The 24,428-nt window shown below is 64.5% G+C and carries 24 protein-coding genes; 16 read left to right on the forward strand and 8 right to left on the reverse strand.

Annotated features, from left to right (window positions below):
- Positions 1-12 precede the first annotated feature (12 nt).
- Positions 13-1,041: a TAXI family TRAP transporter solute-binding subunit gene (locus EP007_RS06645; protein WP_128476903.1), complete on the reverse strand. Its 1,029-nt coding sequence runs from the start codon at positions 1,039-1,041 to the stop codon at positions 13-15.
- Between the two features lie 283 nt (positions 1,042-1,324).
- On the opposite strand from EP007_RS06645, the gene EP007_RS06650 reads away from it, so the two are divergent.
- The gene (locus EP007_RS06650) at positions 1,325-3,445 is read left to right on the forward strand and encodes a S9 family peptidase (protein WP_128476904.1); all 2,121 of its coding nucleotides are present in this window, start codon (positions 1,325-1,327) and stop codon (positions 3,443-3,445) included.
- Positions 3,446-3,877: 432 nt separating this feature from the next.
- On the opposite strand, the gene EP007_RS06655 is transcribed toward EP007_RS06650, so the two are convergent.
- Complete coding sequence (locus EP007_RS06655) at positions 3,878-4,096, reverse strand: DUF7569 family protein (protein ID WP_128476905.1); 219 nt, start codon at positions 4,094-4,096, stop codon at positions 3,878-3,880.
- A 64-nt stretch (positions 4,097-4,160) separates the two neighbouring features.
- A complete protein-coding gene (locus EP007_RS06660; RefSeq protein WP_166035466.1) occupies positions 4,161-4,571 on the reverse strand; it encodes a nucleotidyltransferase domain-containing protein in 411 nt (136 codons plus the stop codon).
- A gap of 127 nt (positions 4,572-4,698) precedes the next feature.
- On the opposite strand from EP007_RS06660, the gene EP007_RS06665 reads away from it, so the two are divergent.
- A complete protein-coding gene (locus tag EP007_RS06665; protein ID WP_243700458.1) occupies positions 4,699-5,550 on the forward strand; it encodes a universal stress protein in 852 nt (283 codons plus the stop codon).
- A gap of 182 nt (positions 5,551-5,732) precedes the next feature.
- Here the strand turns inward: EP007_RS06665 and upp are convergent, their stop codons facing one another.
- The gene (gene upp / locus EP007_RS06670; RefSeq protein WP_128476908.1) at positions 5,733-6,410 is read right to left on the reverse strand and encodes a uracil phosphoribosyltransferase; all 678 of its coding nucleotides are present in this window, start codon (positions 6,408-6,410) and stop codon (positions 5,733-5,735) included.
- A gap of 503 nt (positions 6,411-6,913) precedes the next feature.
- On the opposite strand from upp, the gene EP007_RS06675 reads away from it, so the two are divergent.
- Both EP007_RS06675 and EP007_RS06680 read left to right on the forward strand, forming a co-directional pair.
- A complete protein-coding gene (locus EP007_RS06675; RefSeq protein WP_128476909.1) occupies positions 6,914-7,600 on the forward strand; it encodes a DUF5828 family protein in 687 nt (228 codons plus the stop codon).
- Between the two features lie 85 nt (positions 7,601-7,685).
- Complete coding sequence (locus tag EP007_RS06680) at positions 7,686-8,876, forward strand: inorganic phosphate transporter (RefSeq protein WP_128476911.1); 1,191 nt, start codon at positions 7,686-7,688, stop codon at positions 8,874-8,876.
- Between the two features lie 519 nt (positions 8,877-9,395).
- Here EP007_RS06680 and EP007_RS06685 read toward each other — a convergent pair.
- Positions 9,396-10,766 carry a hemolysin family protein gene (locus EP007_RS06685; RefSeq protein ID WP_243700459.1) on the reverse strand — a complete coding sequence of 457 codons (1,371 nt, stop codon included), beginning with the start codon at positions 10,764-10,766 and terminating at the stop codon, positions 9,396-9,398.
- A 146-nt stretch (positions 10,767-10,912) separates the two neighbouring features.
- On the opposite strand from EP007_RS06685, the gene EP007_RS06690 reads away from it, so the two are divergent.
- The 3 genes from EP007_RS06690 (at position 10,913) to EP007_RS06700 (ending at position 12,532) form a co-directional block, all read left to right on the forward strand.
- Positions 10,913-11,212, forward strand: coding sequence for a glutathione S-transferase N-terminal domain-containing protein (locus EP007_RS06690; RefSeq protein ID WP_128476912.1), 300 nt, complete (start codon positions 10,913-10,915; stop codon positions 11,210-11,212).
- Positions 11,212-11,766 carry a redoxin domain-containing protein gene (locus EP007_RS06695; RefSeq protein ID WP_128476913.1) on the forward strand — a complete coding sequence of 185 codons (555 nt, stop codon included), beginning with the start codon at positions 11,212-11,214 and terminating at the stop codon, positions 11,764-11,766. Before EP007_RS06690 ends, EP007_RS06695 begins: the two co-directional genes overlap by 1 nt.
- Positions 11,767-11,929: 163 nt before the next feature.
- Positions 11,930-12,532 (forward strand): L-threonylcarbamoyladenylate synthase, encoded by a 603-nt coding sequence (locus tag EP007_RS06700; RefSeq protein ID WP_128476914.1) that lies wholly within the window; start codon positions 11,930-11,932, stop codon positions 12,530-12,532.
- Here the strand turns inward: EP007_RS06700 and EP007_RS06705 are convergent.
- Both EP007_RS06705 and EP007_RS06710 read right to left on the reverse strand, forming a co-directional pair.
- Positions 12,518-13,186 (reverse strand): CRISPR-associated protein Cas4, encoded by a 669-nt coding sequence (locus EP007_RS06705; protein ID WP_128476915.1) that lies wholly within the window; start codon positions 13,184-13,186, stop codon positions 12,518-12,520. The two genes, EP007_RS06700 and EP007_RS06705, sit on opposite strands and share 15 nt — an antisense overlap.
- Positions 13,187-13,635: 449 nt before the next feature.
- Positions 13,636-14,238: a conditioned medium-induced protein 4 gene (locus tag EP007_RS06710; protein ID WP_128476916.1), complete on the reverse strand. Its 603-nt coding sequence runs from the start codon at positions 14,236-14,238 to the stop codon at positions 13,636-13,638.
- 115 nt (positions 14,239-14,353) lie between these two features.
- Between EP007_RS06710 and EP007_RS06715 the strand changes: the two genes are divergently transcribed.
- The 4 genes from EP007_RS06715 to EP007_RS06730 all read left to right on the forward strand — a co-directional run bounded on the left by EP007_RS06715 (position 14,354) and on the right by EP007_RS06730 (position 18,593).
- Complete coding sequence (locus tag EP007_RS06715; protein ID WP_128476918.1) at positions 14,354-14,935, forward strand: biotin transporter BioY; 582 nt, start codon at positions 14,354-14,356, stop codon at positions 14,933-14,935.
- An 18-nt stretch (positions 14,936-14,953) separates the two neighbouring features.
- The gene (locus tag EP007_RS06720; RefSeq protein ID WP_128476919.1) at positions 14,954-15,685 is read left to right on the forward strand and encodes an energy-coupling factor ABC transporter ATP-binding protein; all 732 of its coding nucleotides are present in this window, start codon (positions 14,954-14,956) and stop codon (positions 15,683-15,685) included.
- On the forward strand, positions 15,682-16,389 hold the full coding sequence (locus EP007_RS06725) for an energy-coupling factor transporter transmembrane component T family protein (protein WP_128476920.1): 708 nt from the start codon (positions 15,682-15,684) through the stop codon (positions 16,387-16,389). The genes EP007_RS06720 and EP007_RS06725 overlap by 4 nt, the downstream gene beginning before the upstream one ends.
- Before the next feature lie 83 nt (positions 16,390-16,472).
- Positions 16,473-18,593 (forward strand): heterodisulfide reductase-related iron-sulfur binding cluster, encoded by a 2,121-nt coding sequence (locus EP007_RS06730; RefSeq protein ID WP_128476922.1) that lies wholly within the window; start codon positions 16,473-16,475, stop codon positions 18,591-18,593.
- Positions 18,594-18,857: 264 nt separating this feature from the next.
- Here the strand turns inward: EP007_RS06730 and EP007_RS06735 are convergent, their stop codons facing one another.
- The gene (locus tag EP007_RS06735; RefSeq protein WP_208023597.1) at positions 18,858-19,433 is read right to left on the reverse strand and encodes a DedA family protein; all 576 of its coding nucleotides are present in this window, start codon (positions 19,431-19,433) and stop codon (positions 18,858-18,860) included.
- Between the two features lie 295 nt (positions 19,434-19,728).
- Between EP007_RS06735 and hemB the strand changes: the two genes are divergently transcribed.
- From hemB to EP007_RS06760, 5 genes are all read left to right on the forward strand, one after another.
- Positions 19,729-20,712, forward strand: coding sequence for a porphobilinogen synthase (gene hemB / locus EP007_RS06740; RefSeq protein WP_128476924.1), 984 nt, complete (start codon positions 19,729-19,731; stop codon positions 20,710-20,712).
- A gap of 124 nt (positions 20,713-20,836) precedes the next feature.
- Positions 20,837-21,403 (forward strand): DUF7342 family protein, encoded by a 567-nt coding sequence (locus tag EP007_RS06745; RefSeq protein ID WP_128476925.1) that lies wholly within the window; start codon positions 20,837-20,839, stop codon positions 21,401-21,403.
- Between the two features lie 72 nt (positions 21,404-21,475).
- Positions 21,476-21,874 carry a hypothetical protein gene (locus EP007_RS06750; RefSeq protein ID WP_128476926.1) on the forward strand — a complete coding sequence of 133 codons (399 nt, stop codon included), beginning with the start codon at positions 21,476-21,478 and terminating at the stop codon, positions 21,872-21,874.
- A 350-nt stretch (positions 21,875-22,224) separates the two neighbouring features.
- Positions 22,225-23,880: an ammonium transporter gene (locus EP007_RS18155; protein WP_128478531.1), complete on the forward strand. Its 1,656-nt coding sequence runs from the start codon at positions 22,225-22,227 to the stop codon at positions 23,878-23,880.
- Positions 23,881-23,926: 46 nt separating this feature from the next.
- Positions 23,927-24,355: a DUF5518 domain-containing protein gene (locus EP007_RS06760; RefSeq protein ID WP_128476927.1), complete on the forward strand. Its 429-nt coding sequence runs from the start codon at positions 23,927-23,929 to the stop codon at positions 24,353-24,355.
- The last annotated feature ends 73 nt before the right edge of the window (positions 24,356-24,428 follow it).

Genomic DNA, 24,428 nt, shown 5'->3' on the forward strand with positions numbered 1-24,428 from the left:
AGTCGAGTCACGTTAGCTTTGAGTTGTGGTTCCCATCCCGGTCTCGGTTGTTTCGGTTTCGGTTCCACCGCCCGCCGCCGTGGTCGCGGGACCGAAGACGGCGCGTGCGCCCTCGTGAAGCGGGATGGACATCCCGTCGAGCGCGGTGTCCTCGCTGATGAAGTCGGCCTTTATCGTTAGCCCGCCGGTGTTCTCGAAGATGGCCCGCGTGACGGTCTCGACCGTTGCGGCCTCAAGGTCTTCGCGGGTCGCTATCATCGCCTGCACCGAGACGGTGGGCACGTCCTCGCCGACGCCGTTGTACGTCCCGCCCGGAATCATGTCCTCGGCGAACCACGAGGAGGCGTCGAGAATCTGCTGGCGGGCGTCGCCCGAAATCTCCACGATGGAGATGTCGGAGGTCGTCGCCAGTTCCTCGATGGCACCGAGCGGCCACCCGCCGACGACGAACGCGGCGTCGATGTCGCCGTCCCGAAGCTGGTCGGCGGCCTGCGAGAAACTCGCGTTCTGCTCGTTGAAGTCGTCGGTAGTGATGCCGACGGCTTCGAGAATTTGGAGCGCGTTGACCTGCGTCCCGCTCCCGAGGTCCCCGGTGTTGATGGTCGCGCCCTCTAAGTCCTGAAGCGTCTCGATGCCGGTCCCCGGTCGCGTCACGACGTGAATCGTCTCCGGGTAGAGCGTGGCGACGCCCCGAAGACTCTCGACCGCGTTGCCGTCGAAGGCGTCGATACCTGTCCCGTTGTACGCGAAATACGCCACGTCGTTCTGGATGAGCGCGAAGTCGGCGTCCCCGCTTGCGAGACTCCCGACGTTCTCGACGCTCGCGCCCGTCGATTGGACCTGTATCGTGAAGTCCGTGTCCTCCTCGATGACCGTCTTGAACTCGTTCGAGAGCGGGAAGTACGTGCCGCCGGTCCCGCCCGCATGCCACGAGAGGCGCTGGCCCTGTCCAAGAGTCGTTCCGGTGAAACCTATCAGCCCTGCAAGGCCAGCGGCTCCGCCCGTCTTCAGTACGTCGCGTCTGTTGATTTCCCCCACCATAACGGAGAGTACGTATTCGGCAACGTGCATATAGCTTGTTGACCCTCCGGGGTCGAAATCCGGTGTTTCGGGTCTTGAACCGCGGCATTCCCCCGACGCGCTCCGCGGTACGCCGTGGTTTTCGATAACGAACGGGTAGAAATTCGACGTTTCGCCAGCCGTCAGTCTCGACGCCAGCGCGGAAACGACGCCATACACCACGGAGACGACAGGTAAGAGCGGATACGACGGAGATGTATTTCGAATCGAAATTGTATTACTGGTTCACCAGCATGTGACGGATATGGAAACAGTTCGTGCGAGAGATTATCACGACATCGCACAGGTCGAGGAGACTCGGATTTCGCCCGACGGCGAGCGGGTCGCCTTCGTCCGAAAGCTCCCGGACGGCGACGACGAGTACGAGGCCACAGTGTACGTCGTCTCGGTCGGCGGCGACGAACCGCGCCAGTTCACCGTCTCGGAAGGCATCGACACTCAACCGCGGTGGAGTCCGAGCGGCGACCGCCTCGCGTTTGTCAGCACGCGGGGCGCTGACGACGACCGACCGCAACTCTGGGTCATGCCGACCGGCGGGGGCGAGGCCCGGCAGGTGACGGACGTGGTCGGCGGCGTCGCCGAAATCGCGTGGTCGCCCGACGGAAGCAAAATCGCGTTCACCCAGCAGGTCACGGCGGACGACCGCGAGGAGGGCCGGGACACCGGTCTCGACGGCGAGGACTTCGAACCGGAAGAGTCGGACCCGCGGGTCATCGACCGAAAGGTGTACCGGGCGGGTCAGCGCTACTTCGACGGGAAACGCGCTCACGTCTACGCGGTCGATTTGGAAGGCGAGGCGCAACGCGCCTCGGGAGACCGAGCGGGGGAGCCGCGAGGCGACGACGTTCGGCGACTCACCGACGGCGATTACGACCACGTCAATCCCGAGTGGGCCGACGCGACGACGTTGCTCTACGGCGCGCGTCGGACCGGCGACCCCGACGACAACATCGTCGTGGACGTGGTGGAGTACGACTTCGACGCGGGCGAGGAGACCGGAACCATCACCCAGACCACGGGGTGGACGCCGATGCTGGCGGCCGCCAGCGATGGGCGAGTAGCCTACGCCTACACGCCCGAGGAGAACGCGACGCTCAAGCAGACCGAAATCGAGGTGCTGGACCGCGAGACCGGCGAAGTGACGACACCCACCGAGTCGTTGGATCGAACGCTCTCGATGGCGATGTCGCCCCAGTGGGGACCGAACGAGGAGAACATCTACTTCTCGACGCCGGACGAGGGCGAGTACGCCATCTGGCGCGCGCCGGGCGACGCCGGTTCGGACCCCGAGCGCGTCGTCGGCGACGGCGAAATCGAGGCCGCCACGGTCGGCGCGGACACAATCGCGTTCGCCCGCTCGGAGTGGGACCACCCCGGCGACGTGTTCGTCTCGACGCTCGGCGGCGCGGAATCCCGGCGACTCACGCGAATCAACAGCAACTACCTCGACGACCGCGCGGTCGCGCAACCGGAGGAAATCCGCTTCGAGAACGAGTCCGGTGACGAGATTCAGGGATGGGTGCTGACGCCGCCGGACTTCGAAGCGGACGAGACCTATCCACTCGCGGTCGAAATCCACGGCGGGCCACACTCGATGTGGTCCACAAGCGGGTCGATGTGGCAGGAGTTCCAACTGCTCGCGGCGCGCGGGTACGTCGTCTTCTGGTCGAATCCCCGCGGGTCAACGGGGTACGGCGAGGAGTTCATGGCCGCGCTTGGTGGCGGTAAGTGGGGCGAAATTGCCTACGAGGACATCATGGCCGGGGTTGACGAGGTGGCGAGTCGGGAGTACGTGGACGAATCGGACATGTACGTCACCGGCGGGAGCTATGGCGGGTACATGACGACGTGGATCGTCGGCCACACCGACCGGTTCGCGGGCGCGGTCAGCCAGCGCGGCGTCTACGAACTCAACAGCTTCTACGGCTCGACGGACGCGTTCAAACTCGTCGAGTGGGACTTCGACGCGACGCCGTGGGACGACTACGAGTTCCTCTGGGAGCGGTCGCCGACCGCCTTCGCCGACGAGGTGGACACCCCGACGCTGTTGATTCACAGCGACGACGACTACCGCGTCCCGGTGAACAACGCCGAGATGCTGTACCTAATGTTGAAGAAAAACGACGTGGAGACCCGACTGGTGCGCTACCCGCGCGAGGGCCACGAACTCTCCCGGAGCGGCGAACCCGGCCACGTCGTGGACCGACTCGAACGCATCGTGCGCTGGTTCGACGGGTATTCGGACCACCGCGACGTTCCGAGGGCGCTGGACCGGGGCGACGACGGTCTCTCTACGGCTGAGGACGACGACAGAGAGGACGAAGCCGAAGCGGACGACGCCGAACCAGAAGAAGGCGACAAGTAAACGCGAGACGCGAGACTCGACTTCGGAACGTCCGCGCTCGACTGCCCCCGGCCCGGCGGGTACGGAGGTCGTCGTGAGCGACGGCTCGGAAACCATACCAGTGACCAACCGGATAGCTCAACCGAGAGCCGAGACGAGGGGTCCACCCGCACATCTCCATTGGCAACTTTTCGCACAGGAAGGACCGCTTCGGTAGTGACCTCCGCGACGAAAATCCCGCCGCCGTCCTGCGGTCGTTCACCCGAAACGGAGGGGTTCGATAGCGGTGATTACCGGCCGACACGAACGCCTCCGGAGAGCTACGTTCGGAAACGGGGGTGGTTTTCGTCAGGAGAAATAGCCGAGGGAACTGTTTGCTGTCCTGCGTTTTTCCAGTGGAGACAGAGGGGTTCGCCGAGGGGAAGTCGGCAGACGATTCGCCGTCGCCGAGCGTCAGTCTACGATAATGTCGGTGTCGCCGTCGTCGATAACTGGGCGCTCGTCGGGTTGCATCTCGGACTCGTAGCGGTCTATCCAGTCGGCGAAACACTCGGGACAGAGCCGCTGGCTGTCGATCTGCGAGCGGTCCACCGTGAGTCGGAGAGTGCGCGCCAGCGCGTCGGAGACGGGGTCCCGACAGTCGTCGCAGGGTTCGGCCTCGTCGTCTGTCATGTCTTGGGGTGTGTCGGGCGTGCTTATGAAGTTTGGCGAAAAACTGCCCGGCGGTATCTACTCGTTAGACACGCGAAGTGGTCGGACGAGTTCTCGCTCCGTCGCCGAACTCAAAAACGTCGCCCGTCGTGACCGCCGTCGCCGCGATGTGGCCGGAGCGAGACGAGAACTCGCGGAACTCGTCGGGGCGAAGCGGAATCAGGTCGAGCGTCGGGAACTCGTCGTGGTTCCAGTCCCAGTCCCAGTAGAACCGACGTGCGTACACGTCGTCTTCCTCGAAATCCGGACTGACGACGACGACATCGGCGTCGCTCGACGGCGTCGGGTCGTCATTCGCGTACGACCCGAATACGACGACAGTAACCGGGGCGACTCCGTTTTGCCGACCGACGCGCGCGACTTCTCGGGCGATTTCTGCCGAAGTCGGAAGCTCTCCCCGGCGCTCGTTCGGCCCGAGGTCCGCGTCGGGACTCATTGGGAGTATCATTATTCATCTTAGTTATTTAATTTTTCGACTACAATGACTACAGCGCGAAAGAGAAGCACGAACTCTCGACGAAACGACGGCAACACTTTTGCTCGCCGACACCGTGTTTCTGGCGATGAGCGAGGACGGCTACCGCATCGCCGTCGCGGTGGGTAACCCCGACACCGCCGAGCAGTTGGTCCGGACCGCGGCGGATGTGGCCCGCGAGCGCGACGGCGAGGTGTTCGTCGTCGGCGTCATCGTCACGCCCCAAGAGTCGCCGTTCGCGCTGTTCACCGACGAGGTCATCACGCGAGAGTTCGGCGACGAGCGCCGCGCCGTCCTCGACCGGGCGGTGTCTGTCGCCTCCGGACGTGACGTGCCCGTGAGCGGCAAGCTGTTCGTCGCGTCGTCGGTGGCCCGCGGCGTCCTCCACGGCGTCCGGGAGCGCGACTGCGACGCGCTCGTCATCGGGTGGGAAGACCGAACGCGGCAGAACGCGGTCCTCGGGAGCAACGTAGACCGAATCCTGCGGCGGGCCGACTGCGACGTGCTGGTGGAGAAAATCGGCGCGCTCGCCGGAACCGTCGAGGGCGTCCTCCTGCCGGTGGCCGAGAGCAGACACGCCGCCCTCGCAGCGTCGGTGGCGCGAGCCATCGCGGTCAACAACGACGCCCGCGTGACGCTGCTCCGAGTCGTCGAATCGAGGCGCGAGGAATCGGCGGCCCGCGACCTGCTCGCGGAGACTGCCGACTCGCTGTCCGGCGTCGAAACCGAGACCGTGGTTCGAGTGGGCGACGTTCCGGAGCGCATTGTCGCGGAGTCCGAGCGCCACGACGTGACCGTCCTCGGCGCGACTCGCTCGGGCGCGATTCGGCGGCGAGTCGTCGGGACGACGCCCCAAGAAGTCGGACGGCGCGCCGACGGGACGGTCATTCTGGCCAAGCGCGGCGACGGGTCGCTGGTGTCGCGGGTGTTCAGGTTGTAGAGAAAAACGATTTCACGTTCAAGAAAAAACGAACGACAGATGGGGTATATAGTCGATTTAGGTGCTGGAGAAGGTTCGGACGACCGGCGTCTCGGCGACCGCCTTGCAAGCCTGCAAGTCGTAGACGAGCAGTCGCTCGACTCCGTTGCGGTCGTCCGTGAACTCCGGAAACCTGAACCGCGTTACGTCGTCCGGAACGCTCGGTCTCCGGCGTCGCCGAGACCGGGCACGATGAAGCCCTCGTCGTTGAGTTCGTCGTCGATGGCGACCGTCAGCAGGTCGCACTCGTCGAACTCGTCGTCCACGCGGAGCAGGCCCTCGGGCGCGCTGACCGCCGAGAGGACGAACAAGTCCTCGGGATTAGGCTGTTCGTTCAGTACCTCGTCCAGCACTGCGCACATCGTCGATCCGGTAGCGAGCATCGGGTCGGCGACGATGACGGTGTCTTTCTCCTGAATCTCGGGGAGTTTCACGTAGTCGATGGTGATGGGGAAGGTGCCGTCGTCGCCGCGGCCAGCCTCCTCGTCGCGGCCCGCGCTGATGACGCCCTGCTTGGCGCGCGGGAAGGCCTTTAGCAGGCCCTCGACGAACGGCGTCGCGGCCCGGAGGACGTTGATGATGACCACGTCGTCGAGTCCCTTGACGCGCTGGCCGGTCGTCTCGGTCAGGGGCGTCTCGATGGAGACGTACTCGGTCTCCATCGCGCCGTCAATGATTTCGTAGCCGCAGATGCGGCCGAGTTTGACGAGACCCTTCCGGAAGCCGACCTGCTCGGTCTCAGCGTCCCGGAGTCTCGAAAGGGTATCCTGTGCCAAGGCGTGGGTGACGAGCTTGGCGTCCCCGCGGTCTTCGATGGTCATGTCTAGTCCGTATGCGGGAGGCGCGGGGGTTTAGCTCTTAATATGGGCGGCGAGTCCGCGTGTCAGTCTCACGGGATAACGTAGAATGTTCGCCCGGAGTCCACCGAAGGCGGACACTGTCGAAGACGCGTCCGTTTCGTCGGCGTCCACGTCGCCGACCGCGCACTAGACGCACGGCAATGCGCCACATTGGCGAAAGATTAATTATTCAGGCACCGAACCACCGTGCAAGTGTTCCGCATGGACGACAAACGAACCGAAGCGTGCGGCCGATGCTCGATGACGGAGGCGGACGCCGAGGTGCGCCGGACGCAACCCCTTCGACCGCGAGCGCGTCGAGGTCGCCGAGTCCGAGATGTGGACCGCCAACCGACACGCGGTCGTGCTCGGACGACGCGAGAACAAACGAGACGAGACAGCGACTCGTTTGACCTACGGTCGCTAATCACACGGCGAGCATCGCCCGACAAACGTATAACAGAGCCAACCTAGGGAGATTATCAATGGAAGAGAGCGTTTCGGGCTTCAAGCTCCGCGGAACGTGGGGCGACATCGTCGAACACGGCGAGCGTATCACCGAAGCCCTCCGAGAGGCAGGCGTCTCGGGCGAGATGTACGACGAATGGGAAGAGTGGCGACCCAAACACCACGAACGACTCGGTGAGGACGTATCCGAGAAGACCGCAGAGCAGGCCTCGGTCGGTGAAGGCGAGGGCGAAAAGAAAGGCAAAGGACCGGACGACGACCTCAAGACTGCGGGCGAAAAAATAAGCGAGTCCTACGAGAAGCTGGAAGACGAGGAGACTGACGAAGCAGTGAGCAAGTGGCAAGACTCGGTGAGCTACGTCGCTCGCGCCGCCGACTCCGCGAGTCGGAAGGCCCTCCGAAAGGTCGAGGACACGGTCTACCAGAAGGTAATGACCCGACTCGCGCCCTACTACTTCGACAACGACCTCATCAGCGCCAACGTCCAGCAAGTCGGCCGCGGCGACGGCGAGGAGACGTTCGTCTTCGAGGTCAACATCAACGACGACGACCTCAAACAGGAGGTCAGCCAGAAGTTGGCGGACTACGAGGACGAGGTCAACCGCTGGCACGTCGCCACCGAGAAGCGTACCGACACCGCCGAGGCCGCCGAGGGCGTTGAAGCGCCCGAGGACCTTGAGGAACCGCACTCGAAGACGACCTGAGCGCGGCGACACGCCGAACGTGGAACGCGGAACGCGAGCGGCCCGAAGCCGGTAGACTATTTTATCGTCGGCAGAAGGTACCGACATGGTCGGCACCGGCGTCGTGACGTTGGTAATCGCAGCTATCGCCAGTCTATTCATGGCATGGGCTATCGGTGCGGGGTCGTCTGGCTCGACGCCTTTCGCGCCAGCGGTCGGAGCGAACGCAATCTCAGTGATGCGGGCCGGATTCTTTGTCGGGCTACTCGGCTTTTTCGGGGCGGTGATGCAGGGGGCGAACGTCTCGGAAGCGGTCGGCACGGAACTCATCGGCGGCGTCCAGTTGACCGCGATTGCGGCGACGACCGGCTTGCTGGTCGCGGCCGTGCTGGTCGCTATCGGCGTGTTCACCGGCTACCCAATTGCCACCGCCTTCACCGTCACGGGGGCTATCGTCGGCGTCGGACTGGCGATGGGCGGCGACCCGGCGTGGGCGAAGTACCGCCAGATTTCGGCGCTGTGGATTCTGACCCCGTTCGTCGGGAGTTCCATCGCGTACAGCACCGCGAAGCTACTGCGTTCGAAGCGCACCGCCGAGGAAGTCGTCATTCCGCTCCTCGGCGCGCTGGTCGGTCTCATCATCGCCAAGGTGAAGTTCGTCGTCCTCGGCCCGCCGGACGTGAGCCAGTCGCTCGCCGCGACTGCGGGCAACGAGCTAGCGCTCCCGCCGGTCGCTGGCGTCGAAACCGGCACCGTCGTCGTCTCGCTCGCAATCGCGGGCGTCGTCGCCGGACTGCTCGCGTGGGACGTGCGTCGGAATCTGGAGGCCGGACAGCGACACTTCCTGCTCGCGCTCGGGAGCCTCGTGGCGTTCTCGGCAGGCGGGTCGCAGGTCGGACTCGCAATCGGGCCGCTGGTGCCCCTGCTCGACCCCTTCGAGATTCCGCTCCTTCCCGTCCTCGTCGGCGGGGGCATCGGCTTGCTGGTGGGGTCGTGGACCGGCGCGCCCCGACTCATAAAAGCGCTCGCGCAGGACTACTCGGCGCTAGGTCCCCGGCGCTCCATCGCGGCGCTCATCCCGTCGTTCGCCATCGCGCAGGCCGCCGTCTTCTTCGGCATCCCCGTCTCGTTCAACGAGATTATCGTCAGCGCCATCATCGGGAGCGGGTACGCCGCCGAGGGCGGCGGCGTGAGTCGGTCAAAGATGGGCTACACGGTGCTGGCGTGGGTCGCGTCGCTCGTGTTAGCAATCGGCGTCGGCTACGGTATCTTCTCGGTCATCGAGATGGTCGGGTAACTGTTCGGAATTGTCGGGAAGGTCGTCCTCGTCAGCGAACTCTGAGAGTTGGTGGTTCGCCATTCGTTTTGATCGAGTTTCGTCCGCATTAGCTGACTCAGTCACGTCAGTATCGACCCGGACAGTCACCGATGACGAGTTCGACGACCGAATCGAATAGAGCAGACCGGCCCATCCGACTACAATCGAAATGAACGAAAAGCACGCAGCAGCGACAGCGCTGTACATACCTGCAATTCCCCTCGAACCCCCTGCGGCCACCTGAAATCCGACCCGCTCGTCCGTCGTCGTCGCGTCCTTCGCCAGACGGTCAAAACGAAACGCTTTCTCCATCCCAAAATACCACGCTTCGTCAATCATGATAAGCCCGACAGCACCAAAAACAACTGTAAAGCCGAAGAGAACGGAGACCCACCAGTATCGTTGAAGCCACGTTCGCCGGAAACGACCAATCCTATCGAGTACGTGAGAGAGCGTTTCTCGACAGTCCATGGGTCGGTGTAAAGTACGACTCGTAGCTCAACTTTCCGTCTCGACGCCGTTCTCGAACTCGGACTCTTCGTCCGGTTCGGCTTCGGCGCGCTCGGCGGCGTCGAGTTTCGTCACGCGAGCCTTCATGATGCGGGTGTTCTCGACCTGTTCGACGTGGAGGCGAACGCCGTCGTAGGTGATGTCTTCTCCCTCCTCGACAAGTCGGCCCGCGCGGTTGAAGATGAACCCGGCGATGGTCTCGAACTCCTCGCCCTCGGGGAGTTCGATGTCCAGCGCCTCGTTGACCTCGTCGATGTTGAGTTCGCCCTGCACGATGATGGTCTCGTCGTCCACGTACTCGATGGGTTCTTCTTCCTCGCCTTCGAGGATGTCGCCGACGATTTCCTCCACCATGTCCTCCATCGTGACCAGCCCCTCGGTGGTGCCGAACTCGTCGATGACGATGACCATCTGCATGCGGTTCTCGCGCATCTCGGCCAGCAGTTCGTCCACGTTCTTGCTCTCGGGGACGTGGAGGGTTGGCTGAATAACGTCGTCGAGTTCGAGTTCGTCGTGTTCGCCGTAGGTCTGTTCCCGGACCAAATCGCGGATGTGGATGACGCCGATGACGTTGTCGAGGCTTCCCTCGTAGACGGGAACGCGCTCGTGGCCGCTCTGGACCAGCGTCTCGATTGCCTCCTCGATGGTCGCGGTCTGGGGCACCGCCGTCATGTCGAGGCGCGGAGTCATGACCTCCTTGGCGATGGTGTTGTTGAACCGGAAGATGCGCTGAAGCATCTCGCGCTCGTCCTCTTCGAGGACGCCCTCGCGCTCGCCGGTCTCGATCATGTCCTGAATCTCATCGCGGGTGACGTAGGATGTCTCGATGGCCGACCGACCGCCGGTCACCTTGTTGACGACGCGCGTGAGGTAGTCGAAGAGGACGACCAGCGGGAGGAGGACGTACTCCGACAGTTTCAGCGGGCGGGCGATGCGGAGCGCCCACGATTCGGTGTTCTCGACGGCATAGGACTTCGGAGCGCTCTCGCCGAACAGGAGAACGATAGCCGTGATACCGAAGGTGGCAACGGCGACTGCCTGACCCTGTGCCATGTGAAGCGCGAGGACGCCTGTCGCTATCGAGGACATCGCAATGTTGACGATGTTGTTGCCCACGAGAATGGTAATGAGCAACCGGTGCGGGTCCGACTTGAGTGCCGCGACGGTCTCGGATCCGGGGACGCCGTCGTCCACGAGCGCGTCAATTCTATGCTTTGCGATGGAGAACATCGCAATCTCCGAGGAGGAGAAAAAGGCCGAGAGACCGATGAGGACGACGATGGTGAGCGTTCCCCCCCACGTAATCATCTCTTCCGTGACCTCGAAGCCTAACACTTGCGCTAGCGGGGTCAGTCCCATAGACGCGACCGTATACATCGGGAGTGGCACCATTCGACAACCCAACTTGATAGTGGACGGGATTAACTCTTTATTCTTTTCCTCCGAGATGACGTGAGACTGCCGCGAGCGAAGACCTTACCAGCGATTCGACCCAACAAATGGGTATGAGCCAGTCAGCGACCGGCGGGTCGGCGATTACGCTGTACCGCTTGCAGGCGTGTCCGTTCTGCGAGCGCGTGGTCCGGAAGCTCCAGGAGTACGACCTCGACTACCAGTCGCGCTTCGTGGAGCCGATGCACAGCGACCGAAACGTCGTCAAGCGAATTTCGGGTAAGCGGACCGTCCCGGCCATCGTGGACGAGAACACGGGCGTCACGATGAGCGAGAGCGCAAACATCGTGGAATACGTGGAGAACACGTACGGCGACGGTGCCGAGGCGGCTTCCGCGGGAGGCGACGACTGATGGTGGACTTCGAGGTCGTTTCCCTGCCAGATACCGACCACGTCGCCGAGGGCGACACTGCGCCGGACTTCACCCGACCGCTGGTCAACGACGAGTTCTGGGCCGACGCCGCGCTCTCGGAGTTGACCGACGAGGGACCGGTCCTGCTCGTCTTCTTCACGATGGATGGAGCGTTTCCCGCGACGTACATGTGGAACGAGATTGGGGACCGTGAGTTGGGTAGCGAGGCGCAACGCGCCTCGGATGCGAGCGGTGAAACCGCGAGCGAGGGCGAACTCACTGTCGTCGGTCTCTCTATCTCGGACCCCTACGCGCACAAGCAACTCATCGAGGAGCGCGGAATCGACTACCGACTCTTCTCGGACCCGCAGAACGGCGTCGCCGAGGAGTACGGCATCGTCAACGACCTCGACGGGATGGCGGGTGTGAGCGAACCTCGACCCGCCGTCTTCCTGCTAGACGAGGACCGAACCGTCGAGTACGCGTGGGTCGCCGAGGAGTGGCCCGACTTCCCCGACTACGACGAAGTCGAGGACGCCATCGAGTCGAGATAACGCCGGAGAGTACGGTGAGTTCCGAGTGTGAGACCCCAACTGGAACAACAAGCGCTCGTACTACGACGGCGACGCGGCGGTGCAGGCCACCGGCGTCCCGAGCGCGTTCTACTGAGCGGCCACAGACGCTACGCTTTTTTCCGCAGGTTCCCGAGATAGCCCCATGACCGAGCCAATCGAACGAGCGGCGAACGCGATTCGTGACGGCGAACTTGTCGTCTACCCGACCGAGACGGTGTACGGTCTCGGCGCGGACGCACTGAGCGAGACAGCGGTCGAGCGCGTCTTCGAAGCGAAGGGCCGGTCGCGCGACAAGCCGGTTTCGCTTGGGGTCCCCGACGTAGAGTCGGCGCTGGCGTACGTCCGCGTGACCGACCGTGAAGAGCGATTCATGCGCGAGTTCCTGCCTGGTCCCGTCACCGTCCTCTGCGAGAAGCGCGAGGCGGTTCCGGACGCACTGACCAGCGGGCGCTCGCGGGTGGGCGTTCGCGTGCCCGACCACGAGGTCGCGCTCGCGCTTCTGCGCGAGGTCGCGCCCGTCACGGCCACGAGCGCGAACGTGAGCGGGCGACCGAGCGCGACCCGACCCGCCGACCTCGACAGCGAGATTCGGGACGCGGCGGCGGTCGTCCTCGACGGCGGGGAGACCGGCGGCACGGGGAGTACGGTCGTGAACGTCGAAGCGGAGACCATCGTGCGCGAGGGACCGAACGCCGACGAGGTGCGGTCATGGCTCGACGCGAACGACGGCTCAGAGGCCCAGTAGCGACCGCAACGACCGGGTTTTGACGCCGCACTCCGCGCGATAGTCGCAGGCGTCGCATTTGGCGTCGCTCGTCAGGCGCGGCGGCGGGCCGTCGAGCGACCGCACGGCGTTCACCGCGGTCCGATAGGCCGCCTTCCGGCGGGTGTCGATGCGCACCTCCCGAACGACGCCGTGGGCGGGGTACTCCACGAACGCGCGCTCGACCGACTGCTCGAACGCCCACGAGAGCGCCTTCGCGGCGGCGACGGCCCGGACCGATTGGGGTTCCCAGACGCCCTGTTCGGGCGGGTCGCCAGTGAAGACCATCGCGGGCGTGGGCGCGTCGAGCGAGAGGACCTTGTGGACGACGCCCCGGCAGTCCTTGCCCTCGGTCAGGCGCTCGCGCTCGCTCGGGTCCCGAATCTCGGGCCACGCGGCGTCGAAGCGCCGACGAGCGTACTCCAAATTCGACCGGAACTCGTCGGGCGAGACTGCCAGCGGCAGGTCAGCGAGGTCGTCATCGGGACCCGCGAGCAGGTCGCCGTACCGGAACGCGAGGTCTCGGCGCTCGGCCACCTCGTCGGGCACCTCGAAGTCGTCCTCGCGCCGACGGTAGTACAACTTCCGCGGGCAGTAGGCCGCGGTTTCGAGTTCGCTGAACGGAATCTTCGACACGGGAACGGTTCGTCCCGGCTTCGGGGATAAATCTTGACCAACTACGCCGTTGGGAGAGAACGGAAAATATTGCTCACGGTGACGAGTCGCCAGCGAGCGACCGAGTGAAACGAGGGCGCGAGCGGACGCTCGGCCGACCAACCGCCAGCAGGCGCTCCGCCGAACAACCGCCAGCGGGCACTCGGTGCCACAATCCACCAGCGGACGCCCCGCTGACCAACCACCAGCGAACGCCCCACGGAAACACCGACACACGACGAGCGTCCGCGCGAGCACCGCGAGCGCGGTTCACCGCGAGCGAAGCGAGCGGACCAAGGGACCGTCGAAAGAGCGTCCGAACGGAGTGAGGACCGACTGAGGCGGTGACGCCGGTTTTTGGTCGAGCTTTTGCCAGCGAGGGAGCGTCTGAGCCGGAGGCTCAGACGCGACCGAGCGCAGCAAAAGGTCGTTTAGAATGAGACGTTCGTCTCCATCCCCTCGGTCGCGTCGTCCAACCCGTCCTGTTCGACGCCCTCGGTCAGTCGCTCGGAGAGGTCGCCGTCCTGTAGAATTGTCTCGAACTCGTTACGGAATCGGTCGTTGACAGTGCGTCGCTCCTGTTGGGTCTCGACGACGCTGCGGTAGCGCCGGACCGTCGATTCGCTCACGTCGAGTTCGTCGGCGCACTCGGCGGTCGAGGCGTCGGCGTCGAGGAGGTCCCGGAGGGCGTCCATGTCGAACGGGGCGTCCTCGTCGGCGTCGCGCACGAGGTGGAGGTCGATGCGGGCGCGGGCGACCGTCTTCCCGAGCGAGGCGTCACCGAGTTCGCGGGCGATTTCGGCGTCGGAGTCGTCCGCGTAGAAGCGGCGGACGACGGTCACGAGGTCCTCGTCGGAGAGCGTCGTCCCGAAGTCGTAGCGGTCGCGCATTCGCCCGACTACGTCTTCGAGACGCTCGTCGATGGCCGTCTCCGAACTCAGCGAGCCGTGCGTCTCCGCTTGGCTCTCGGTGACGGTGGATTCGTCGGTGACATCCATGAAGATGTCCCGGAGTTCCTCTGTCTTCTCGTCCATTATTCTACGATGTGGGTGGGTCGTGGCGGTAATATAAAAACGTGGCGGCGGGGAGCGCGGCGCGCGAGCGCTGTCAACCGAAGCCCTCTTTCCAGTTGACGGACCACGGAGGAGTATGAGTACGGACACGGCCTCGGTCGAGTTAGTCGGCGAAGCGACCGCCGAGAACGTCGCGCGCGCGGCCCTGCTGGCCGCGCTCACCGGAGCGTTGGCGTACGTCTCGTTCCCGAATCCCTTCTCGCCAGCGCCGGTGAGCATGCAGGTCCTCGGCGTCTTCCTCGCCGGACTCCTGCTCGGGCCGCGCTGGGGAGGTCTCTCGATGGGACTGTACCTGCTGACCGGCGCGGTCGGCGCGCCGGTGTTCGCGGGCGGGTCGGCGGGCGCCGGGGCGCTCCTCGGGCCGACCGGAGGCTACCTCTGGTCGTACCCCGTCGCGGCGTTCGTCGTCGGCGCAGTCGCCCACGGCGGTCTCCGACTCCGAGACTCCGTTCCTCGGAGCATCCCGCGACTCGTCGGCGCGATGGTCGTCGGGACCGCGGTCATCTACGCCTTCGGCGTGGTCGGCATGTCGCTCGTCCTCAACATGGGACTTCAAGAGGCGTTCCTCGCGGGAGCGGCCGCGTTCATCCCCGCCGAGGCGTTCAAAATCGCGGCCGCGGTCGGCGTCGTCCGGAGCGACCAAATCGTCGCCGAGTAGCGCGACGGGGACGACTCCATGATAGAAACTCGAAACGTGGTCCACCGGTACGGGAGCGAAGACGCGGCCCCGGCAGTCGATGGCGTTTCGCTGTCCATCGCGGACGGCGAGTTCGTCCTGCTGGCGGGCGCGAACGGGTCGGGCAAATCCACGCTCGTCCGGCACTTCAACGGCCTGCTCGAACCGGACGATGGCGAAGTGTTGGTTGACGGGACGCCGGTCGCCGAAGACCTCGTGGCGGCCCGAACCGGCGTCGGGATGGTGTTCCAGCAACCCCGCGACGGATTCGTCTCGGCGACGGTCGGCGCGGACGTGGCGTTCGGTCCCGAGAATCTGGGACTCGCCCGCGAGGAGATAGACCGCCGCGTCGAGGACGCACTCGCCGCGGTGAACATGGCGGGCAGGCACAAGGAGCGAATCGACGAACTCTCGGGCGGCGAGCGCGAGCGCGTCGCCATCGCGGGGGCCGTGGCGATGGACCCCGACCACCTCGTGCTGGACGAACCGTTCACGGGACTCGATGCGCCAGCGCGCGAGTCGGTGGTCGAGCAGTTGCGAAGCCTGAAGCAGTCGGGCACGGGCGTCGTCCTCGTGACCCACGACCTGCGGGACGCCTTCGATCTCGCGGACCGAATCGTCGCGCTCGCGGACGGGCAGATAGCCGTGGACGCCCCGCCCGCTGACGCCCGCGAGCGCCTTCCCGAACTCGGGATTCGCGTGCCGCCGCGGGAGGGTCACAAAGAACGGTGACGTTGAGTTATCGCCCCGGCGACTCGTTCGCTCACGGTCTCGACCCCCGGAGCAAACTCGCCTTTCAGGTCGCGTTCGCGGTCGCGGCGTTCGCGCACACGACCCCGCGGGGCCTGCTCGCGCTGACCGCGGTCGTCGTCGCGGTCCTCGCGGCGTCGGGACTGTCGGCCCGCACGGCGCTGTACGAGTACCGGTTTGTCTTCCCGTTTCTGCTCGCTGGGCCACTCTTCTCAGCGGCGACGCTCGGCCCGCCGTGGATTCAGTGGGACGCCGGATTCGACACTCTGCTCGCTAGCTATCGGGTCGTCCTCGTCCTGTTCGTGAGCGCGGCCTACCTCCGAACGACGCCCGTCAGGGACTCGCGGGCGGCGATTCAGCGTCTCGTCCCCGGAAAGGCCGGGCAACTGCTCGGCATGGGCGTCGGGTTCGTCTTCCGGTTTCTGCCGGTCCTACAGGCCGACCTCCGGCGGATTCGGGACGCCTCGGCCGCGCGACTGGGCGACCAGCAGTCGCTGGTCGCCCGGATGCAGCGAATCGGTATTTCGGGACTGGCACGGGCGCTCTCGCGGGCCGACCGGTTCGCGCTCGCGCTCCAGGCGCGGTGTTTCGCGTGGAACCCGACGCTCCCGCCGCTGGCGTTCTCACGGACCGACGCTCCGGTGGTCGCGGCGAGTGTGGCGTTGTTGATGTGGGCGTTGGTCTAAACGATAAACTTCGAGTCAGTTTTCGGCCGGGGGAGTGGCCTGAGTCGGTAAAACTTAAGCGAATCGTCTTCCCCGTGTACAACATGGCAAAATTTGTGCTGGCGCAGGCGGGGAGCGAGGCCACCCGCCCGACGTTCTGGAAGATCGGCCACTTCGGTGAGGCCATCTTCTACTACCTCGCGGCGGTGGCGATGGCCATCTTCGCCGTCGGGGTCTACGAGCGATTCGCCACCTACGCGGGTGGGACCGACTCGTGGTTCGACCGCCTCGACAATCTGGCGGGGCGCATCGTTTCGGCGACCAAAATCGTCTTTTCGAATCAAAAGCAGTTCGACAGGGACCTCTACGCGGGCTTGATGCACGCGTTCATCTTTTGGGGCTTCCTGACCCTGCTTATCGGAACGACGATTCTGGCCATCGACATGGACATCTGGACGAAGGCGCTCGGTCAGCCCTCGTTCTTCGATGGCGCGTTCTATCTCTCGTACTCACTGGTGATGGACGCGATGGGTCTGCTGTTCGTCGTCGGCGTCGGGATGGCAATCTATCGGCGCTATTGGGTGCAGGAGGGTCGCCTCTGGGGCAAGCACACTTCGACGGAGGATGACCTGTTCGTCTGGAGCCTCTTCCTGCTGGGCGTCGGCGGCTACGTCACCGAGGGCGTCCGCATTCTCGGGACGAGCGCGACCCGCAACGTTTCGTTCGAGACGGTCAGTTTCGTCGGATGGTTCCTCTACGACATCCTCGAAGTCGCGGGCGTCACTCCTGCGATGGCGGAAGCTGCCTACCCCGCTATCTGGTGGTCTCACGCGATTCTGGCGCTGGCGTTCGTCGCTGCGGTTCCCTACGCCAAGCCGTTCCACATGATTTCGAGCTTCGCCAACGTCGTCGCGCGCGACGAGAAGGCGGGCAAGCGCCTGCCGGGCGTGCCCGAGGACGCGAGTCCCGAGGAAATCGGCCACGGGTCCATCGAGGACTTTACGTGGAAAGAACTGCTGGACCACGACGCCTGTACCAAGTGCGGCCGGTGTTCGTCGGTCTGTCCGGCGAAGGCCTCGGGCCGACCGCTCGACCCCCGCGACGTGATTCTCGACCTGAAACAGTACCGCGAGGACTTGGACGCGGGCCGCACCGAGGAGAAAGACATCATCGCCGACGGTGGTGCCTCGGTCATCAATTCGGAGACGATGGAGTCCTGTATGTCCTGCATGGCGTGCATGGACGCCTGCCCGGTCGAAATCGAACACGTCGAGCAGTTCACGCAGATGAACCGCCGACTCACCGAGTCGGGCCAGATGGACAAAAACGTTCAAGACGCGATGATGAACGTGTTCCAGAACGGCAACACGTTCGGCGAACCCCAGCGCAAGCGTCCCGACTGGGCCGACGAACTCGACTTCGAGATTCCCGACGCCCGCGAGGAATCGGTCGAATATCTCTGGTACGTCGGCGACTACCCAAGTTTCGACGAGCGGAATCGGTTGGTCGCTCGCTCGCTGGCGACCATTCTCGAAGAGTCCGGCGTCGAGTACGGCATCCTCTACGACGACGAGCAGGCCGACGGCAACGACGTGCGCCGCGTCGGCGAGGAAGGTCTCTACGAGATGCTGGTCGAGGACAACGCCGAGGCCATCCAGAACTGCGACTACGACAAAATCGTCTGTACGGACCCCCACAGCTACAACACCTTCAAGAACGAGTATCCGGAGTTCGAGGAGTGTGAGTGGACCGAGGACGACGTGTTCCACTACACCCAGGTCGTCGAAAACCTGTTCCGCGAACTCGGTCTCTCGGGGACCGAACTCGACTACACCGTCACGTACCACGACCCCTGTCACCTCGGCCGGTACAACGACGAGTACGAGGCTCCCCGCGAAATCGTGAAAGCGACGGGCTGTGAGCTGGACGAGATGCCCCGCAACCGCGACGATTCGTTCTGCTGTGGCGGCGGCGGTGGCGGCCTCTGGATGGACTTTGAGGAGGACCCCAAGCCGAGCGAGGAACGCCTCCGCGAAGCCCTCAACGACACCGATTCGGGAAGCGGCGTCGAGAAGTTCGTCGTCGCCTGCCCGATGTGCATGACGATGTACGAGGACGGCCGGAAGACCGGCGGCTACGAGGACGACATCGAAATCGTGGACGTGTCGGAACTGCTGGTCGAAGCCATCGGTCAGAAAGAGCAGGTCGAAGTCGCGGCGGACTAATCGCTCGTCTCGTCGCTCGTTTTCCTACTTTTACGTAACGGACGGACTCGGCCCGAAGCGTGCTGAAACGAAAAAGACTGCCGCACCCATCGCGGCAGAATGCGCTCGCGCGAAGTTCAGAGCATGGCACGCGATGAAGTCGGCACGCGAGCGCGAATCAACGTACGGACCGTGAGTTGTTAGGTCTGACGCCTCTCGCTTTCTGGGGAAACGCCACCAGATAGCCGGAGAGGTTTCGACGCCGGAGAAATCACGGAGCGTCGGTCAGAGGAACCCGAGGAAGCCCACCTCGACGGCGTAGAGCGCGGCGGCCGCGAGCCACGTCTGAAAGACGAGCGTGCCGAGCGCCGAGAGGACGACGAACTCCGCGTCGTCCATCTCCGCGAACCCGGCCGGGACCGTGAGCATCCCGCGAGTGAACAGCAGAGCGTTGCTCACCGGAACGACGACGCGGCCCCAGCGCTGGAACCACCCGTCGAAGCGGTCGAGTTGGCTCTCGTCGATTCGGAACCAGCGCTTTTCGAGCAGGTACTCCCGGCCGCCGCGCTTGGCCAGCAGGAAGAGGGCGTACTGGCCGATGGTCGCGCCGACGACTGCGACGCCGATGACCGCCGCGATGCTGGCGTAGTCGGTCGCCGACTCCGCCAGCAGGGTGACGCCGAGAGGGACCAGACTCTCGCTCGGCGCGAAGTACAGCAACATCGCGCCCTCCAAAATGAGGATGAGAAAGAGCGCGAGCAGGCCGTACTGGTCGAGCCACTGCCGGGCCAGTTCCTCGTTGCCGATGAAGAACAACCCCACGCCGACCACCGCCGCGAGGACGATACCGACCGTCAGCATGAGGAGTCCGTTGTCGGCGAGAAACTCCCGAACCGTGCCGGGTTCGGTCGCGTTCGACAGCAGTACGCCTGCGAGTAGGCCTGCGACGCCGAGCGTAACGGGCACGTCGGCGGCGACTGAGGCGAGCGGGGACAGCATTCGTGAGTGTGGTATCGATTGGACGTGCTAAATGCGTTGTGACCCCGGCTGAGTGGCCGCGTCCGGTGTGCCGGGCGAATCGGCGCGAGCGGGCGGACCAGCGCGAGCGAGCCGCCGCGAGCGACGCGGTTTTGAGACCCGCGACGCAAGTCCCGGCATGGACCTCACAGACCGGCCCCGCCGCCTCCGGCGGGACGGAATCCGCGGGATGGTCAGCGAGACCGAAGTGGACGCCAGCGACCTCATCGCGCCCGTTTTCGTGGACGCGACGACCGACGAGCGAGTACCCATCGAGACGATGCCGGGCCACGAACGCGTCCCGGTCGAACAGGCCGTCAAGCGCGTCGAGGAAGTCCGGGAGACCGGCGTCGAAGCGGTCATGCTCTTCGGGATTCCGGAGTCGAAAGACGAGCAGGGGACCCGCGCGTGGGCCGAGGATGGCGTCGTACAGGAGGCGACGCGCCGCGTCACGAGTGAGACCGACGCCTACGTGATTACCGACGTGTGCCTCTGCGAGTACACGAGTCACGGCCACTGCGGCGTGCTGGAAGGAGGGGCCGCGGAGGGCGAAGCGCGACTCACCGTGGAGAACGACGAGACGCTGGACCTGCTCGGGAGAATCGCCGCTTCCCACGCCGAGGCGGGCGCGGACATGGTCGCGCCCTCCGGCATGATGGACGGGATGGTCGCCGCGATTCGGGAGTCGCTCGACGGCGCGGGCTTCCCGGACGTGCCGATAATGAGCTACGCCGCCAAGTACGAGTCGGCGTTCTACGGACCCTTCCGGGACGCCGCGGACGGTGCGCCCGCGTTCGGCGACCGACGACACTACCAGATGGACCCCGCGAATCGCCGGGAGGCCATGCGCGAGGTCCGCCTCGACGTGGAACAGGGCGCGGACGTGCTGATGGTCAAGCCCGCGCTCCCCTATCTCGACATCGTGGCCGACCTCCGCGAGGAGTTCGACCACCCAATCGCGGCGTACAACGTCAGCGGCGAGTACGCCATGCTCCACGCCGCCAGCGAGAAGGGATGGCTGGAACTCGAAGCGGTGGCGATGGAGTCGTTGTTGTCCATCAAGCGCGCGGGTGCCGACCTAATTCTGACCTACTTCGCCGAGGACGTTGCGGCGAAGCTCTAAGTCGGCGGTTTCGCCCCGTGGAAGAATGCTCTTTTCCGAGGTCGTTGCGGCGTCGTAGCGCCGTCGGTAACGGCGGATTTTGCCAGCACAAAATATAATAAGTAGTAACTCAAATAGTTCTGTAATGGTCGAAAAGAGTCACGGGGAGTCCGTTTCCTCTCCCGTGGAAGATTACCGAGCGAAGATGGAGAACCGAAGCGCGCTGGAGCGCGTGTCGATGCTCGTTCCGAACCTGACCGAGGAGACGCCGGTGGCGGAAATCGCGGACGACGCCGACGTATCGAAGGAAACCGCGCGCAAGTATCTACACCACTTCGAGAACTGGAACGTCCTCGTTCGGACGGGAACCAACCCCGACGTGTTCGTCCGAAACGAGTCGTACTTCGACTGGCTCAGAATCGACTCGCTACGGCAAGAGCAGTCCGTTGACGAACTACAGGAGACGCTGAGCGAACTCGCCGCGGAAGACGAGCGGTTCGCCGAGGAACTGGGTGCGGACTCACCTGCGAGCGCCAGTATGCTGGAAGAGGGATATGAAAACGCGGGTGAGTCCGCCGAGAAGGTTCGGCGGTGGCAGAGCGTCCGCGACCGAATGGACGACGTGGTGGCCGCACTCCGGGACAAGCTCGACCTCGGGTCAAGTGCTCCGGGGAGCGAAACCTCCGAAGAGCGACTTCGGATTTCGGAATGAATACATTTACAAAAAGTAGGCTATATAGTCGAAGTAGTGTCGAGAGGTCGCAAATCAGTTGACGACCGGGTAATGCGTGACATTGCCGACGAGTGGCGGGATATAAACTGGGTAACGGGTGTCTCCGTCCGACCGCAAGAGAAACCGAACAAAGTAGTCATTAATCTCGACGCCGACTACTACCCCAGAGAAGTTCGGCGAGTGTCCGTCGAGTTCGAGGTGCTGGCAAACGGGAACTTCTTCGTGACGTATCGAGAACGCTGGGAGCGGAAAGCGGACGATTACCGATGTCGGTGGGACCGCCACCCAAACGACCACAACGACGACGACCACTTCCACGAACCACCGGAGTGTGAGACGACAGTGGACAGAGACGATTTTCCGAAGTACCCGTTCCAGATGACCGAACTGATGCTTCGGTTCGTAGAGCAACGACGCGGAACGGCGTTCGAAGATTCGAACCTCGATTGAGACGCGTTCGACCCGGAAAACCTCGAATTCTCGCGCGCACCCCGACCCACGGTACTGCGTCCCATCCGACGACGCCGGGCAACGAACGTCCGGAAATCGAGTGGTCGAGCGTTCGCTTTCTGGACGGAATACAACCTTATATCGATATTATCCGATTGTAAATCGGACGACCGTCTACCGAAAACCCAGTATTCTATAGAATATCAACACTTACTCTTATGTACTGCTTTGCCGTCACACTATATCGTGACCGAACACACGAAACCAGAAGAATTCGAGATATTCCTGAACAGTCGTCCAGACGATTTGGTGGTAATGCCGACGGAGGGAGAGTCGTGATAGACGCACTCATGCAGGTGGACCCCAACCCGATAGCCAGCGGGGTCAACCACGTCTGGGTCCTGACCGTGACCTTCCTCATCTTCTTCATGCACGCGGGCTTCGCCATGCTGGAGGCCGGGCAGGTCCGGTCAAAGAACGTCGCCAACCAGTTGACCAAGAACATGCTGACGTGGAGCGTCGGCGTGCTGGTCTACTTCCTCATCGGCGCGGGCATCTCGTCGGTCGTCGGCGGGAGCGCCGACCCCTTCGCCTACGTCTCGGGCGGGTCGGACTCGTGGATCGGCTGGCTCTTCGGCGCGGTGTTCGCCATGACGGCGGCGACTATCGTCTCGGGCGCGGTCGCCGGTCGCGCGAAGCTCCGGGCCTACGTGACCTACACCGTCCTGCTGTCGGCAGTCATCTACCCGGTCGTCACCGGCGTTACGTGGGCTGGCGGCTTCCTGACCGAAATCGGACCGGGCTTTCAGGACTTCGCGGGCGGCATGATCGTCCACGGGATGGGCGGCATCGCGGGCCTGACGGCGGCGTGGATTCTCGGCCCGCGGATGGACCGCTACGACGACGACGACGGGTCGGTCAACGTCATTCCCGGTCACTCGGTGACGTTCGCAGTCCTCGGGACGCTCATCCTCTGTTTCGGCTGGTACGGCTTCAACGTCGGCACGGCCGCGAGCGTCTTCGTCGTCGAGAACGGCGAACTCGCGCTTGCCGCATTCGCCGACACGGTGGGCCGCGTCGCGCTGACGACCACGCTCGGCATGGCCGCGGGCGCAATCGGGGCCTCGACGGTCTCGCTTATCAAGACCGAGAAAGTTGACACGCTCTACGTCGCCAACGGGATGTTGGCGGGGCTGGTGGGTATCACCAGTAACACGAACGCGATTACGTGGACCGGCGCGCTGGTCGTCGGCCTGCTCGCTGGCGGGCAGTTGCCCGTCGTCTTCGAGTTCGTGGAGCGGAAGCTCAAAATCGACGACGTGTGCGCGGTCTTCCCGGTTCACGGCTCGGCGGGCGTCCTCGGGGCGCTCGCGTTCCCGTTCTTCGCCGTTCCGGGCTACGAGGTCAGCTTCGTCGCGCAGGCCGCTGGCGTCGGCGTTATCGCGCTGTGGACGGTCGCCGCGACCGGGTTCGTCTTCGGCATCCTGAAGCTCCTCGGACAGGCCCGCGTCAGCAGCGAACACGAGCGCGAGGGTCTCGACATCACGGAACACGGCGTGGACACCTACCCCGAGTTCGGCGGCCCGGACGTGGAGGGAACCGCTGTCCGGGCCGACGGGTCGGGACTGCGCGCTGACGGCGCTGGCGACCTGCCCAACGCGGGGGGCATCAAGATGGTCACGGCCGTCGTCCGCCCCGACCGCCTCGGCGACGTGAAGACCGCGCTGGCGCAGGTCGGCGCGCCGAGTCTCACGGTCACGAACGTCTCGGGCCGCGGAAGCCAACCCGCCAAGACCGGCCAGTGGCGCGGCGAGGAGTACACCGTGGACCTCCACCAGAAGGTGAAAATCGAGTGCGTCGTCGCCGACGTGCCCGCCGACGAAGTGGTCGAGGCCATCCGCGAGGCCGCCGACACCGGCGAACCCGGCGACGGCAAGATATTCATCATCCCGGTCGAGGACGCCTGTCAGGTCCGGACCGGGGTTCGCGGCACTGAGGCGGTGTAGCGCCCCGACGGCCAACATATAACCTGTCGCGCTGGCAAGACTCGATATGGTCGAGAAACAGACCACCGCCCGGTCCGCGGACCGTCCTCCCGCCGCCGACGAGCGCCCGCCCGACGAGCGCCCGCCCGACGACGCCACTACCCTGATGAACGCTCTCGTCGGAGCGGTCGCCACCGTCGTCACCGCACCAGCGCTCCCGTTCGCAGCTATCGTCGGCGGCGGCGTCGCGGGCTACCTACAGGGGACCGACCTCGCGGAGAGCGCGAAGGTCGGTGCCATCTCGGGCGCGATAGCCACGATTCCGGCCTTCCTCTTCGTGTGGTTCGTCGCTGGCGTCCTCCTTATCGGCGCGAACCCCGTTCTCGCGCTCAGTAGTCTCTTCGCCCTCCTACTCTTCGTCCTCGTCACGCTCTATCTCGTCGGTGCCGGGGCGCTCGGCGGCGCACTCGGAGCCTACCTACACCGCGAACTCTGACCGGAGTCGAATCGGACACCCTCCAGTCTCCCGAACTCGACACCGAGGAGACGAAGTCGGACGTACCAGTTTT

It is taken from the genome of Halorussus pelagicus (assembly GCF_004087835.1).
Lineage (GTDB): Archaea > Halobacteriota > Halobacteria > Halobacteriales > Haladaptataceae > Halorussus > Halorussus pelagicus.

Excerpts from the sequence above, each read along its gene's own strand:
- EP007_RS06645 (WP_128476903.1), bottom strand. The coding sequence starts at position 1,041 with ATGGTGGGGGAAATCAACAGACGCGACGTACTGAAGACGGGCGGAGCC.
- EP007_RS06650 (WP_128476904.1), top strand. The coding sequence starts at position 1,325 with ATGGAAACAGTTCGTGCGAGAGATTATCACGACATCGCACAGGTCGAG.
- EP007_RS06655 (WP_128476905.1), bottom strand. The coding sequence starts at position 4,096 with ATGACAGACGACGAGGCCGAACCCTGCGACGACTGTCGGGACCCCGTC.
- EP007_RS06660 (WP_166035466.1), bottom strand. The coding sequence starts at position 4,571 with ATGAGTCCCGACGCGGACCTCGGGCCGAACGAGCGCCGGGGAGAGCTT.
- EP007_RS06665 (WP_243700458.1), top strand. The coding sequence starts at position 4,699 with ATGAGCGAGGACGGCTACCGCATCGCCGTCGCGGTGGGTAACCCCGAC.
- upp (WP_128476908.1), bottom strand. The coding sequence starts at position 6,410 with ATGACCATCGAAGACCGCGGGGACGCCAAGCTCGTCACCCACGCCTTG.
- EP007_RS06675 (WP_128476909.1), top strand. The coding sequence starts at position 6,914 with ATGGAAGAGAGCGTTTCGGGCTTCAAGCTCCGCGGAACGTGGGGCGAC.
- EP007_RS06680 (WP_128476911.1), top strand. The coding sequence starts at position 7,686 with ATGGTCGGCACCGGCGTCGTGACGTTGGTAATCGCAGCTATCGCCAGT.
- EP007_RS06685 (WP_243700459.1), bottom strand. The coding sequence starts at position 10,766 with ATGGGACTGACCCCGCTAGCGCAAGTGTTAGGCTTCGAGGTCACGGAA.
- EP007_RS06690 (WP_128476912.1), top strand. The coding sequence starts at position 10,913 with ATGAGCCAGTCAGCGACCGGCGGGTCGGCGATTACGCTGTACCGCTTG.
- EP007_RS06695 (WP_128476913.1), top strand. The coding sequence starts at position 11,212 with ATGGTGGACTTCGAGGTCGTTTCCCTGCCAGATACCGACCACGTCGCC.
- EP007_RS06700 (WP_128476914.1), top strand. The coding sequence starts at position 11,930 with ATGACCGAGCCAATCGAACGAGCGGCGAACGCGATTCGTGACGGCGAA.
- EP007_RS06710 (WP_128476916.1), bottom strand. The coding sequence starts at position 14,238 with ATGGACGAGAAGACAGAGGAACTCCGGGACATCTTCATGGATGTCACC.
- EP007_RS06715 (WP_128476918.1), top strand. The coding sequence starts at position 14,354 with ATGAGTACGGACACGGCCTCGGTCGAGTTAGTCGGCGAAGCGACCGCC.
- EP007_RS06720 (WP_128476919.1), top strand. The coding sequence starts at position 14,954 with ATGATAGAAACTCGAAACGTGGTCCACCGGTACGGGAGCGAAGACGCG.
- EP007_RS06730 (WP_128476922.1), top strand. The coding sequence starts at position 16,473 with ATGGCAAAATTTGTGCTGGCGCAGGCGGGGAGCGAGGCCACCCGCCCG.
- EP007_RS06735 (WP_208023597.1), bottom strand. The coding sequence starts at position 19,433 with ATGCTGACGGTCGGTATCGTCCTCGCGGCGGTGGTCGGCGTGGGGTTG.
- hemB (WP_128476924.1), top strand. The coding sequence starts at position 19,729 with ATGGACCTCACAGACCGGCCCCGCCGCCTCCGGCGGGACGGAATCCGC.
- EP007_RS06745 (WP_128476925.1), top strand. The coding sequence starts at position 20,837 with ATGGTCGAAAAGAGTCACGGGGAGTCCGTTTCCTCTCCCGTGGAAGAT.
- EP007_RS06750 (WP_128476926.1), top strand. The coding sequence starts at position 21,476 with ATGCGTGACATTGCCGACGAGTGGCGGGATATAAACTGGGTAACGGGT.
- EP007_RS18155 (WP_128478531.1), top strand. The coding sequence starts at position 22,225 with ATGCAGGTGGACCCCAACCCGATAGCCAGCGGGGTCAACCACGTCTGG.
- EP007_RS06760 (WP_128476927.1), top strand. The coding sequence starts at position 23,927 with ATGGTCGAGAAACAGACCACCGCCCGGTCCGCGGACCGTCCTCCCGCC.